This is a genomic window from Nocardia sp. FBN12 (genome assembly GCF_050320175.1).
GTDB lineage: Bacteria > Actinomycetota > Actinomycetes > Mycobacteriales > Mycobacteriaceae > Nocardia.
The window spans coordinates 3,027,317-3,042,103 of sequence record NZ_CP190048.1 but is presented as its reverse complement, the minus strand read 5'-3'; the positions used below and the strand labels follow the sequence as shown (position 1 = coordinate 3,042,103).

At 70.4% G+C, this 14,787-nt stretch carries 2 protein-coding genes; both read left to right on the top strand.

Annotation, left to right across the window (positions count from 1 at the left end; genetic code table 11):
• The first annotated feature begins 60 nt into the window (after positions 1–60).
• A complete protein-coding gene (locus ACQHI0_RS14695; protein ID WP_427908497.1) occupies positions 61–13,728 on the top strand; it encodes an amino acid adenylation domain-containing protein in 13,668 nt (4,555 codons plus the stop codon).
• Positions 13,725–14,714 carry an ATP-binding cassette domain-containing protein gene (locus tag ACQHI0_RS14690; protein ID WP_427908496.1) on the top strand — a complete coding sequence of 330 codons (990 nt, stop codon included), beginning with the start codon at positions 13,725–13,727 and terminating at the stop codon, positions 14,712–14,714. The genes ACQHI0_RS14695 and ACQHI0_RS14690 overlap by 4 nt, the downstream gene beginning before the upstream one ends.
• Positions 14,715–14,787: the final 73 nt, after the last annotated feature.

The following is a 14,787-nucleotide window of genomic DNA, read 5'->3' as shown; positions in this document are numbered from 1 at the left end:
CCGTCGTGTGCCCGGGCGCTGCTCGGGGAGTTGTGACACAAGGCAGAAACGGAGTGCTTGATGAGTTCTTTGGCCACCGACCACGTCAGCTCTAGCGTCACCGACGAGGATCCGGGCCAACCGTTCGCCCTCTCGCCCGGTCAGACAGCACTGTGGTACGCGCAACGGATTCGGCCCGACATTCCACTCACCATCGCTCATTACGTCGAACTGCACGGCGATCTCGACGTCGGCCGGTTGCTCTACGCGGTGGAGCGGTACGGCGCGGAATCCCAGGTGGGACACGTCCGCCTACTCGAGATCGACGGCGTCCCCCACCAGCGGGTCGACCCCACCTGGCGGCCCGGCTGGGCCCGGATCGACCTCCGCGGCGAAGCCGACCCGCGGGCCGCCGCGCTGGCCTGGATGAACACGCACGCCAGCACTCCGATCGACATGGAGCACGAGCCGCTCACCATCAACGTCGTGTTGCGGATCGGTGACCTGGAATGGTTCTGGTACGAACGCGGACACCACATCGTTATCGACGGTTACGGTGCGATGAACGCCCTCGCCCGCACCGCCGAGATCTACACCGCCGTCGGCGAGCAGCGCGAACCGTCCGTCTCCCGGGCCGCCGCGCTCGTCGACCTCTACGCCGACGAGTCCCGCTACCGTGAGTCCAGCCGGTTCCGCGCCGACCGCGAGTACTGGACGGAACAGCTCGCCGGAGTGGGCGAACCGATGACCCTGTCGTCGGTCACCGCCGCGGGCGACAGCCACGACGCGGGCCGCCACCGCGCCACCGCGGTGCTCGACACCGACCTCGACACCCTGCTCACCGACGCGATCGCCACGCACGGCTCGGCCAATTCCGCGCTGATCGTCGCCGCGCTCGCCGCCTACGTCCGTTCGGTCACCGGCGACCCGGATGTCGTACTGAGCCTGCCGGTTTCGGCCCGTACCACCGTCGCGCTGCGCCGGTCGGCGGGCGTGGTGTCGAACGTCGTGCCGCTGCGCGTCCGTTTCGACGAGCACACCACCGTCGCCGACGTCGTGCGCCAGACCGAACTGCAGATCACCGGCGCCCTGCGGCACCAGCGCTACCGCTCCGACGACATCCGTCGCGACTGCGGGTACTCCCGTGACGCGCGCGGCTTCTTCGGGCCGATGGTCAACATCATGCTGTTCCACGACGAGCTGAAGTTCGACGACATCGCCGGTCAGCTGCACGTTCTCGCCACCGGACCCGTCGAAGACCTCTCGATCAACATCTACAACAGCGACGGCGGCCGCATCCAGCTCGACTTCGAAGCCAACCCGAAGCTCTACGGCGAGACCGAGAACGCCGCCCATCACTCCCGCTACCTCGACTTCCTCGCGCGCTTCCTGGCCGCCGAGCCGACCACCCCCACCTACGCGCTCACCGCGATCACCGAGGCCGAGAACGAGCGGGTGTTGCGGGAGTGGAACGCCACCGAGATGCCGATGCAGGCCGCGACACTGGTCTCGCTGTTCGAGGATCAGGTGCACCGCAGCCCGCACGCCATCGGTCTCGAATTCGGTGACCACACACTCGGTTACACCGAACTCGGTGACCGGGTGAACCAGCTCGCGCGCGAGCTCATCGCGCGCGGCGCGGGCCCGGAGACCACCGTCGGCGTGTGCCTGCACCGCAGCATCGACCTGGTCGTCGGGATCTACGCGGTGCTCGCGACCGGTGCCGCCTACCTGCCGATCGACCCCGAACACCCCGTCGACCGCATGGAAGCGGTAGTGACACAGGCACATCCGGTGTGTGTGCTCACCGCGGACCGCGACGGCGTCCGGCTGCCCGTGGGCACGGCCCGGATCGATCTGGACACCCTCGACGTCAGCGGGAACGACGTCGCGCCGATCACCGATGCCGACCGGCGCGCGCCGCTGCGGCCCGATCACCTCGCCTACGTCATCTTCACCTCCGGCTCCACCGGTAAGCCCAAGGGCGTCGGCGTCACCCATGCCGCGATCGTGAACCGGCTGCGCTGGATGCAGGCCGAATACCCCCTTGACCACACCGACGCGGTCCTGCAGAAGACCCCGGCCACCTTCGACGTGTCGGTGTGGGAGTTCTTCTGGGCGTTGCAGGTCGGTGCGCGCCTGGTGGTCGCCGCTCCCGAAGGGCATCGTGACCCGGCGTACCTTGCCCGGATCATCACCGAAAGGGCTATCACCGCAGCGCATTTCGTGCCCTCGATGCTGTCGCTGTTCGTCACCGACCCGCGGGTGCGCGGCGGGGCGGGACTGCGCCGGGTGTTCTGCAGTGGTGAGGCGCTGCCCGGCGCCACCGTCGCCGATTTCCATGCCGCGCTGCACGGGCCCGACGGCGGACCGGAACTGCACAATTTGTACGGGCCCACCGAGGCCGCGGTCGACGTCACCTACTGGCCGTGCCCGGCCGACGCCACCACGGTGCCGATCGGTTCGCCGGTGTGGAACACCCAGACCTACGTGCTCGACCCGCATCTGCGACCGGTGCCGCCCGGCGTCGTCGGCGAGCTGTACCTGGCAGGCGCCCAGCTGGCCCGCGGCTACCTGGGTCGCCCCGACCTGAGCGCCGACCGGTTCGTCGCCAGCCCCTTCACCCCGGGGCAGCGGATGTACCGCACCGGCGACCTGGCGCGCTGGCAGATCGCCGGTGGTGTGCTGGAGTACCTGGGCCGCACCGACTTCCAGGTCAAGATCCGCGGGCTGCGCATCGAGCTGGGCGAGATCGAATCCGCGCTGCTCGCCCAGGACGACATCGCGCGCGCGGTCTGTGTGGCCCGCACCGGCCGCACCGGCGACGACGAACTCGTCGCCTACGTGGTCGCCGCGCCGGGCACCTCGGCCCCCGACCCCGCCGCCCTGCTCGCGGCGCTACGCCGCGGCCTGCCGTCCTACATGGTGCCCTCGGCGCTGGTCGTGCTCGACGAACTGCCGTTGAGCGCCAACGGCAAGGTCGACCGTAAAGCGCTGCCCGCGCCGGAGGTGGGCGTGCGGGTCACCACCGGCGCCGCCGCGCCGCAGACCGAACTGGAATGCGCGCTCGCGGAGATCTTCACCGAGGTGCTCGCCCTGGACGGCACCGCGATCGGTGTCGAGGACAGCTTCTTCGACCTCGGGGGCAACTCCCTGATCGCCGCGCGCGCGGTGGCACGGATCAACACCACCCTCGACGCGAACGTGACCATCAGGGAGATGTTCGAGTCGCCCACGATCGCCGCGCTGGCCGGATACATCAGCACCCACCGGTCCGAAACGTCGACGCCGAAACTGGTTCCCGCGCGCAGGCCCGAACGGGTGCCGTTGTCGCTGGCCCAGCAGCGGCTGTGGATCCTCAACCGGTTCGCCGAACACGCCGCGGCCTACAACATGCCCCTGGCCCTGCGGCTCACCGGGCACCTCGACCTCGACGCGCTGCGCGCGGGCCTGCGCGACGTCCTCGAGCGCCACGAGAGCCTGCGCACCAGTTTCCCGGAAGGCCCCGACGGCCCGTACCAGCTCATCCACCCGGCGGCCGGGATCGAACCCGAACTCGCGCCGATCGACGTGGCCGCCGCCGAGATCACCGCGCTGGCCGCGCAGGTGGCGGGGCGCGGTTTCGATCTGAGGACCGAGACACCACTGCGGGTCGCGCTGTACCGGGTCGGCGCCGACGAGCACCTGCTGCTCGTGGTGCTGCACCACATCAGCGGTGACGGCTGGTCGGTCGCCCCGCTGGCCAGGGACCTGATGGTCGCGGTGTCGGCGCGCGCGGGCGGTGCCGCACCGCAGTGGGCGGCCCTGCCGGTGCAGTACGCCGATTTCGCGATGTGGCAGCGAGAACTGCTCGGTGAGGAAACCGACCCCGAGGCGCCCATCGCGCGCCAGCTCGGGCACTGGCGCGGCACTCTGGCCGGGCTACCCGATCAGCTCGACCTGCCGCTCGACCGACCACGGCCATCGCAGCGTGGCACCGGTGGGGACACCGTCGAATTCGTCATCGACGCCGAAACCCGGCGTGCGGCAGCCGAACTCGCGACCGGTCGCGGGGTGAGCATGTTCATGGTGCTGCACGCGGCGCTGGCCACCCTGCTGGCCCGGGTGTGCGCGAGTACCGACGTCACCATCGGCACGCCCATCGCGGGCCGCTCCGATCCGGCCCTCGACGAGCTGGTCGGCATGTTCGTCAACACCCTGGTGTTGCGCACCGACGTCGACCTCGCCGCCGGGTTCGACCGCATGCTCGATCTGGTGCGGGAGACCGACCTCGACGCTTTCGCCAACCCCGATGTGCCGTTCGAACGGCTCGTGGAACTGGTCAACCCCGATCGCTCGACCAGTCGGCACCCGCTGTTCCAGGTGATGCTGTCCTACGACCGCACTCCCGAACTGCGCGTCGAATTGCCCGGTGTCACCGCCGAACTGGTGCCGATCGAGATCGGCGTCGCCAAGTTCGACCTGCAGCTCGAGGTCCGCGACAACCACGACGACGGACCGTTGCACGCCGAATTCGGTTTCGCCACCGACGTTTTCGATCGCGCCACGGTGGAGGCCATGGCCCGGCGGTTCACCACCCTGCTGGCCGCCGCCGTCGCCGCACCCGCCACCGCGATCGGCGACCTCGAGGTGCTCGACAGGCGCGAGATCGCCCGGCTGGTACCCGTGGCCGGTGCGCCGGCCGAACCGGCGGGCACCCTGGCCCGGCTGCTCAGCGACACCGCGCAGCACCTGCCCGACTCGGTGGCGGTGCGCTACCTCGGCTTCGACACCACCTACCGGGAACTCGACGAACGCTCGAACCGGTTGGCGCGCAGCCTCATCGCGCACGGTGCCGCGCCCGAAACGGTCGTCGCGGTCGCGCTGCCGCGCAGTCTCGAGTCGATCATCGCCATCTGGGCGGTCGCCAAGACCGGCGCCGCGTACGTGCCCATCGACCCCGCCTACCCGGCCGAGCGCATCGCGCACATGATCGGTGACTCCCGCGCCATGCTCGGGCTCACCCTGCCCGAACACCTCGCCGCGCTGCCCACTGCCACCGGGAAGCACCGGTCGGCACCGGAGTGGATGGTCTTCGGCACGGCCGATTTCGAAGCCGACTGCGCGATCCGGTCGGCCACTCCGCTCTCCGACGCCGACCGGCGCAATCCCATGCGAGCCGGTCAGCCCGCGTATCTCATCTACACCTCCGGCTCGACCGGCACTCCCAAGGCCGTCGTGGTGACCCATGCGGGCATCGCCTCGCTGGCCAGCGAACAGACCCAGCTGTTCAAGGTGACCGACCACGCGCGCACCATGCACTTCTCCTCGCCCAGCTTCGACGCCTCGGTGCTCGAACTGCTGCTCGGGTTCGCCGCGGGCGCCACGATCGTCGTCGCCCCTGCCGATCTCTACGGCGGTGCGGAGCTGGCCGGTTTCCTGCGCTCGGAACGCATCACCCACGCGTTCATCACCCCGGCCGCGCTGGCCACGGTGCCCGCGGGTGACTTCCCGGTGCTCAACACGGTCATCGTCGGGGGCGAGGCGTGCTCGGACGAACTGGTCGACGCCTGGGCCACCAGATACCGGATGCACAACATGTACGGGCCGTCGGAGGCCACCGTCGCGGTCACCGCGAGCGCGGCCATGGTGCCGGGGGCGCCGGTGCCGCTCGGCGGGCCCGTGCGCGGCATGCGGCTGTTCGTCCTCGACGGCCGGATGAACCCGGTGCCGCCGGGGACACCGGGCGAGCTGTACGTCTCGGGGCCTGGTCTGGCCCGCGGGTACCTCGGCAAGCTGGCCCTCACCGCGCAGCGGTTCGTCGCCAACCCGCACGGCCGGGTGGGCGAAAGGATGTACCGCACAGGCGATCTCGTGGTCGCCGAGATGACGGGCCGCCTGCGTTTCCTCGGCCGCGCCGACGACCAGATCAAGATCCGTGGTTTCCGCATCGAACTGCGCGAAATCGATCATGTGCTGCGCGAGCACCCGGGCGTGCGGTCCGCGCTGACTGTCGTCCATGTCGACGAGCAGGGGCAGCAGCGGCTCGCCTCCTATGTCACCGCCGACGCCCCGATCGACCCGGCCGCCGTGCTCGACACCGCCCGCGCCACGCTGCCCGGCTACATGGTGCCCGCCGCGCTTGCGGTGCTCGACGCGATGCCGGTCACCCCGGCGGGCAAACTGGACCGAAAGGCCCTGCCCGCACCGGAATTCGTGGTCACCGGCGGTTCGCGCGCGCCGCGCACGCACCTCGAGATGCGGGTGGCCGCGGTGTTCACCGAGATCCTCGGCCGCCCGATTCCGGGGGCGGAGGACAGCTTCTTCGACATCGGCGGCAACTCGCTGCTGGCCACCCGGCTCGCCGCCGCGCTGCACGCGGACTTCGAGGTGGACCTGCCCGTCCGGCAGATCTTCGAGGCGCCGACCGTGGCGGGCATCGCCCGGCTGATCACGGAAGCGCCCCGGACGCAACGGGTGGCGCTGGCGGTACACACCCCGCGCCCGGGACGCATACCACTGTCGTTGCCGCAGCAACGGCTGTGGTTCCTGAACCGATTGTCTCCCGAATCGAGCGCCTACAACATCGCATTCGTCTTGCGAATCGGCGGAGATCTGGACATCGCCGCGCTGCGCGGCGCGCTCGCCGACCTGGTGGAGCGTCACGAGGTCCTGCGCACGGTCTTCCCCGAAGATCTCTCCGGCGCCCAGCAGGTGATCCTGCCACTCGCGCAGGCGATGCCGGCGATCGAGGTCGTCGACACCGCACCGGACCGGGCACACGCGACACTGACCGCACTGGCCCGCACGGGATTCGACCTCACCCGGCAGACGCCGTTGCGAGTGTCGTTGCTGCGCACCGCATCCGGCGAACACCTGCTCGGTGTCGTGGTGCACCACATCGCCGCCGACGGCTGGTCGCTCGGGCCACTGACGCGTGACCTGGCACTGGCGTACGTCGCCCGGACCGGCGGCGTGGCAGCCGAACGCGCGCCGTTGCCGGTGCAGTACGCCGACTTCAGCCTGTGGCAGCGGGCGGTCCTCGGCACCGAGGACGATCCGGACAGCATCACCGCCACCCAGCTCGCGTTCTGGCGCGAAACCCTGTCCGAACTGCCCGATGAGCTGCCGCTGCCGTTCGACCGGCCCCGCCCCGTCGAACCCACCGGCACAGCGGGCACCGTGACCTGCCAGGTCTCGGCACCGCTGCAGCAGGCGCTGGACGAGCTCGCGAGCGCCACCGGTGTCAGCCTGTTCATGGTCGTGCGCTCGGCGCTGTCGGTGCTGCTGCGCAGCGTGACCGGCGGACGCGATATCCCGATCGGGACCCCGGTCGCCGGACGCACCGACATCCAGCTCGACGATCTCGTCGGCATGTTCGTCAACACCCTGGTCCTGCGCTCCGATGTCGACCCAGGTCGCAGCTTCACCGAATTGCTGCACGCCGACCGCGACGCCGAGCTGGCGGCTCTCGCCCACGCCGATGTGCCGTTCGAGCGGGTTGTCGACGCGCTCGGCCGGGAGAGCAGGGCGAGCAACCGGCACCCGCTGTTCCAGGTCGCGCTCAGCATGCAGGACGAGCGCACACCCGAACTGGAACTGCCCGGGCTGCGGCTGTCCGCCGAAGAGCTCGATATCGAGCTGGCCAAATTCGATCTGGAACTGCGGGTGGCGCCCGCCGACGAGAACGGGCTGCGGTTCGACTTCGTCTACGCCACCGAGCTGTTCGACGCCGCCACCATCGACACGCTCGCCTACCGGTTCGTGCAGATTCTCAGCCAGGTGACCGCCGACCCACAGCGACTGGTGTGCGATATCGATCCGCTCACGGTGTTCGAACATCGCGACCGGGTGCCCGCACAGGGGCCTGCCGCGGTCACGCCGGTCATCCTGGCCGACATCCTCGAGGGTGCCGCGGCGCAGTATCCGCACCGACCGGCGCTGCGCTGGTTCGCCGACGGCAGCGTCGCCGGTGCGGTGGGCGAGCTCGACTACGCCGAGGTCGCCACCCGGGCGCACCGGCTCGGCCGGGCACTGATCGCCCGTGGCATCGGGACCGGTGACCGGGTGGCCGTCGGCCTTACCCGTTCCCTGGACTGCGCCCTCGCCATCTTCGGCGTCGCGGCGAGCGGTGCCGCGTTCGTGCCGGTCGACCCGCGCTATCCGGCCGACCGGGTGCGGCATATGCTCACCGACTCCGGCGCCCGCGCGGTCCTCACCGCCCGCGCGGACGCAGACGCTTTGCGCGAAGCCGCGGGGCCGATCGACACCCAGTGGTTGCTGATGGACGGCGACGAGCTGAACGTCGAGCTGGCAGACTACGAGGGCTCGCGGATCACCGACGCCGAGCGCATCCGTCCGGTGCGCACCGCCGACCTGGCCTATCAGATCTACACGTCCGGCTCCACCGGTCTGCCCAAGGGTGTGACGGTCACGCACGGCGGTCTCACCAGCCTCGCGCTCGACCTGCGCGAACGCATGGGTCTCGACCGGTTCTCCCGGACGTTCTTCTTCTCCACGCCCAGTTTCGACGTCTCCGTCCTCGACATGCTCCTGGCCGTCTACTCGGGCGCCGAGATGGTGATCGGCCCGATCGACATCTACGGCGGCGACGAACTCGGCGCGCTGCTGGAACACGAGCAGATCACCCACACCTTCCTGACGCCCGCGGTGCTCGGCTCGATCGACGCCACTCGCTGGCCGCTGCCGATGCTGCGTGGTCTGATGGCCGGTGGTGAGGCGGTGCCACCGGACCTGGTGGCGAACTGGGCGCCGGGCCGGCGGTTCGTGAACGCCTACGGGCCCACCGAGTTCACCGTCATCGCCGCGATGTCGGAGCTGCGCGTGGGTGCCCCGGTGGCCATCGGAACGCCGGTTCGCGGTTCACGGGCGCTGGTGCTCGACGAGCGGCTGCGGCCGGTCGTCACCGGCGTACCGGGCGAGCTCTACATCGGTGGCGCGGGCATCGCGCAGGGCTATCACGAGCGCTACGGTCTGACCGCGGGACGATTCATCGCCGACCCGTTCGGCCCCGCGGGCAGCCGGATGTATCGCACCGGCGACGTCGTGCGCTGGACCGCTGGCGGGGAGATCGACTACCTCGGCCGCAGCGACCACCAGGTCAAGGTGCGCGGGTTCCGGATCGAACTCGGCGAGATCAGCGCCGTCCTCGGCAGTCATCCCGAGGTTCGCTTCGCCCACACCGAGGTCCGGCGGATCGCGGGTGACGATCGGATCGTCGCCTGGATCCAGCTCGACGAGGGCACCGACCCGGCGGAGGTCGCGGCGGTGAAACGGCACGCGATGGCCCGGCTGGCCGGGCACATGGTGCCCGCGTCGCTGAACGTGATCGATCGAGTGCCACTCACGCCGGTCGGCAAGCTCGACCGCACCGCGTTGCCGGAACCGGAATTCACCGCCACCGCGGGCCGGGCGCCGGAGACCGAAGCCGAGCGGACCGTCGCGCGGGTGTTCGAGGATCTGGTCGGGGCGAGCGAGGTCTGCGCCACCGACAGCTTCTTCGACATCGGCGGCAACTCGCTGCTGGCCACCCAGTTGGTGGCCCGCCTGGCCGCGGCCAGCAATGTGCGCCTCGAGGTGCGCACGGTCTTCGCGACACCGACGGTCGCCGAACTCGCCGCGCTCATCGAATCCGGACCGTCCGGCGACGAGGACCGGCCGGATCTGGTGCCCCAGCGGCGACCGGAGCGGATCCCGTTGTCCGCGGCGCAGCGCCGGCTGTGGTTCCTCAACCGGTTCAACGCGGGCGCCGACGGCGACGGTCAGTCGGCGGGGGCCTACAACATCCCCGTCGTGTTGCGACTGCACGGCACCATCGATCTCGATGCGCTCATCGCGGCTTTGCATACGGTGCAACGTCGACACGAGACGCTGCGGACGGTGTTCCCGGAAACCGCGGGGGAGCCCGAGCAGATGGTGCTCGACCCGGCGATCGCCGCCGTGACGCTGTTCCACGCGACGGCCGCCGCACACGAGGTCGACACCGCCGTAACCCGTTTCGCCACCCCGGGGTTCGACCTGTCGGCCGCGGTGCCGATGCGGGCGGCGCTGATCAGCGTCGACCAGACCGGGCAGTCGGCACCGGCCAAGGCCAAGTTCGCCGTCGCGCGGTCGACCGAGCATGTGCTGGTGCTGGTCGTGCACCACATCGCGATGGACGGCTGGTCGCTCGAGCCGCTCGCCGCCGAAGTGGCCGCCGCCTACCGTGGCATCCAGACCGGTGAGCCGTTCGGCGAACAGATCCCGGCGGTCCAGTACGCCGACTACACCCTGTGGCAGCAGGAACTGCTCGGCACCGAGGACGATCCGGACTCGCTGATCAGCAAGCAGCTCGAGCACTGGCAGTCCGCGCTCGACGGGCTGCCCGAATTGCTCACTGTGCCCGCCGACCGGGCGCGTCCGCCGGTGCCCTCCTATCAGGGCGGCACCGTCGACTGCGCGGTCGACGCGGCCACCCACCGGGCGCTGCGCGGCATCGCCACCGCGAACAACGTCAGCATGTTCATGGTGCTGCACGCGGCGCTCGCGGTGCTGCTGCACCGGGTCACCGGGACCGGGGACATCGCCGTGGGCACGGCCAGTGCGGGCCGCGGACATCCGGCGCTCGACGCGATGATCGGCATGTTCGTCAACACCCTGGTGCTGCGCACCGAAGTAGCCGACGAGCGCGCGTTCATCGACCTGCTGCGGACCGTCCGCGACAGCGACCTCGACGCCTTCGCCAATGCCGACCTGCCCTTCGAACGGCTCGTCGAGGTGGTCAACCCGGCGCGCTCCCAGTCCCATCACCCGCTGTTCCAGGTGATGCTGTCGGTCCGCAACACCCCGGTGCGGATGCTGGAACTGCCCGGCCTGCGGATCGAGGCCGTCGACGCCGACGCCGGAATCGCCAAGTTCGACCTGCAGTTCACCTTCACCGAAACCCAGACCGCCGACCGGGTCGGCGACGGTATCAGTCTGTCGGTGAACTACGCGGCCGACCTGTTCGACGAGGTCACCGCGCGCAGGCTCGGCGATCGCCTGGTTCGGCTGCTCACCGCTGTGGCCGCCGACCCGAATACCGCGGTGGGCGACCTGGCGCTGCTCGACGCGGTCGAGTGGACGGCGCTGGCGCCGGTGCACGGCACCCGCGCCGAACCGCCGGTCACCTTGGCCGCGGTGTTCGGCGCCGCCGTCGCCCGCTCCCGTGACGGGGTCGCGTTGTGCGCCGGGGACACAGTGGTCACCTACGACGCCCTCGATCGCTGGACGAACCGCCTCGCTCGCGTCCTCATCGGTCAGGGCATCGGGCCCGAAAGTCTGGTGGCCCTCGGTGTTCCGCGCTCGGTGGAATCGGTGGCGACCATGCTGGCCGTCGCCAAGGCCGGTGCCGCGTTCGTGCCCGTCGACCCGAACTACCCGCCGCAGCGGATCAGTCACATGCTCACCGACTCCGCCGCGGCACTGGGTCTGACGCTGCTCGAGCACCGCGATCGGCTGCCCGCCGACACCCGCTGGCTGGTCCTGGACGACCCGCAGACCAGGGCCACCGTGCTCGGCACCGACGATTCGCCGATCACCGACGCGGACCGGATCCGCCCACTGCGCCTGCACAATCCGGCGTACGTGATCTACACGTCGGGCTCCACCGGCACCCCGAAGGGCGTCGTCGTCACCCATGGTGGCCTGTCGAACTTCGCCGGCGAGACCGCCGACCGCTTCGACGTGCGGCCGGGTAGCCGGGTGCTGCACTTCGCGACCCCGAGCTTCGACGCCGCCATGCTCGACATCCTCTTCGCGCTCGGTGGCGCGGCGACGCTGGTGATCGCTCCGGCCGGCGTGGTCGGCGGCGAGGACCTGCGACAGCTGTTCATCCGGGAACGGATCACCCACGCGTTCATCACCACCGCCGCGCTCGGCACCGTCGACCCGACCGGTGTGCACTCCCTCGCCCACGTGCTCACCGGCGGTGAAGCGCTACCGCCGGAACTGCTCGCCCGCTGGGCGCCGGGCCGCAATTTCTACAACGTGTACGGCCCCACCGAGACGACCATTGTCACGCTGATGCCACAGCCGATGAGCCCGCAGGGCACGATCACCATCGGCGGGCCGATCCGTGGAGTCGCGGCCAGCGTGCTCGACCGGCGACTGCATCCGACACCCATCGGTGTCACCGGTGAACTGCAGCTGGCAGGCTCGGCGCTGGCCCGCGGCTACCTCAACCGGCCGGGGCTCACCGCCCAGCGGTTCGTGGCCGATCCCTACGGCGCGCCGGGCGAACGGATGTATCGCACGGGCGACCTGGTGCGCTGGCGGGACGGCGCGAAGTCGGCGCTGGACGTGGAGTACGTCGGCCGTACCGACCATCAGGTGAAGGTCCGCGGTTTCCGGATCGAACTCGGCGAGATCGACGTCGCGTTCGCCCGGCACGCCGAGGTCGAGCTCGCGCTCACCATCGGCCACACCACGCAGGCCGGCGTCACCGCCCTGGTCTCGTACGTGAAGGCGCGCAACGGAACCGCGCCGAGCGTGCCCGAACTGCTCGAGCACGTCGCCGGGCACGTGCCGAATTACATGGTCCCGCAGGCGATCATGCTGCTCGACGAGGTCCCGCTGAGTCCGGTCGGCAAGCTCGATCGGGCCCGGCTGCCCGAGCCGGTGTTCACCGCGTCCGGTGGCTACCGCGCGCCGGTGACCGCCGCCGAGATGGCGCTGTGCGCGGTGTTCACCGAGGTGCTCGGGGTCGAACGGGTCGGCGTGGACGACGGGTTCTTCGAACTCGGCGGCAACTCCCTGCTGGCCACCAAAGTCGTTGCGGCACTGCGCGAGCAGGGCTACGACATGCCCGTGCAGATGATGTTCGGCGATGCCACGCCCGCGGCCATCGCGGCCAAGCTCGACGACATCGACCCGGACGCGGTGATCGAGGCGGCCACCAGCCCGGTGCTGGCCATCCGCCCGTCCACCAGCCCGCACGACACCCCGCTGTTCTGCGTGCACCCGGCGATCGGTCTGGCCTGGTGCTACGCGGGACTGCTCGCGCACCTGGCCCCCCAGCGACCGGTGTACGGCCTGCAGGCGCCGCACGTGTCCGGCGACGACGGCTTCACCTCGATCCCCGAAGCCGCCGGACACTATGTGGCCCATATCAAGTCGATCCAGCCGCACGGCCCCTATCACCTGCTCGGCTGGTCGCTCGGCGGCCTGATCGCCCAGGAGATCGCGGTCCAGCTGCAGGACGCGGGCGAAGATGTCGCGTTACTCGCGATGATGGACAGCTATCAGCTCGGCGACCGCTGGCTCGACACCTCGATGCCCAGCGTCGCCGACATCCTCGGCGAGTTCGGCGCCGACCTGGTCGACGGCGCACCGTTGCCCGCCGACCTCGACCTGAACGAAGCGGCGGATCTGCTGCGGGCCAAGGCGGGCCCGTTCGCCGCGCTGTCGGTGGACCACCTGCAACGCCTCTACACCGGCTACGCCGACGGCACCGTCATGGCCAACCGGTTCCGGCCGCGCTCCTTCGACGGCGATCTCGTGTTCTTCACCGCCGCGGCGGACGAGATCAATGCCGCCGATCCGAACCGGTCTGCCGAAGCCTGGCAGCCGTTCGTCACCGGCAACATCCACAACCACGACCTGCCCTGCAGGCACGCGGCGATGACCACCCCGGAATCGCTGGCGGCGATCGGCCCTGTGCTGCATCGCCACCTCGATGCCGTCCCGGAGATCACCGTGTGCGGCAGCGGCCAGAAGGAGATGCGTCCGTGAGTCTCGCGGTAGAAGTGCGCGGCCTTGCCAAGAGTTACGGCAAGGTACGCGTGCTGAAAGAGATCGACCTGGAGATACCGGCAGGCACCGTGCTCGGCCTGCTCGGGCCCAACGGCGCGGGCAAGACCACGACCGTGCGGATCGTCACCACGCTGTTGCGGCCCGACGCGGGCTCGGTGCGGGTCGCCGGCATCGATGTGCTGGCCGACCCGGCCACCGCGCGCACCAGGATCGGGTTGTCCGGTCAGTACGCAGCGGTCGACGCGAACCTGACCGGCTACGAGAACCTGCGCATGGTGGCGCGCCTGTACGGCATGGGCCGCAAGCAGTCGGTGGCGCGCGTGGAGGAACTGCTCACCGCGTTCGGCCTCGACCACGCGGCGGGCAGGCGGGCGGGCACCTACTCCGGTGGCATGGCACGTCGCCTCGACCTGGCCGGTGCGCTGGTGGCGCGACCGCCGGTGGTGGTGCTCGACGAGCCGACCACGGGCCTCGACCCGCGCGGGCGCCTCGACATGTGGGGGGTGATCGGTGATCTCGTCGACGACGGCACCACCGTCCTGCTCACCACCCAGTACCTCGAAGAGGCCGACCTGCTCGCCGACCGGATCACCGTCATCGACAAGGGCACGGTCATCGCCCGTGGTTCGGCCGACGAACTCAAGACCTCCATCGGCGGTGACCGGCTCACCGTCACCCTCGCCGCCGGGCAGAGCCCGATGTCCGCGGTCTCGGTCCTGCAGCAGGTCGGCGTCGGCGAACCGATCCACGAGCCGGGCAGCGACGAAGTGTCGGTGGTGGTCGGCAACGGGTCGCGCACGATGGTCGAAGCGCTGCGCCGCCTCGACGACGCCGGAGTCTGCGTCCTGGACGCGAACGTCGTGCGCCCGACCCTCGACGACGTGTTCCTGTCCCTCACCGGCACCCCGGCCGAGCCGATGCCCGAACCCGAAACCGACGATGTGCAAGAGGAGATCCTGTCGTGAGTGCCCCCGACGTCGCGAGGGACGAGTACGAAACCCGCGACCTGCCCATCCAGCCGGCAACCCCGCGGCCATC

Coding starts and splice junctions, on each gene's coding strand:
- ACQHI0_RS14695 (WP_427908497.1), top strand. CDS start 61: ATGAGTTCTTTGGCCACCGACCACGTCAGCTCTAGCGTCACCGACGAG.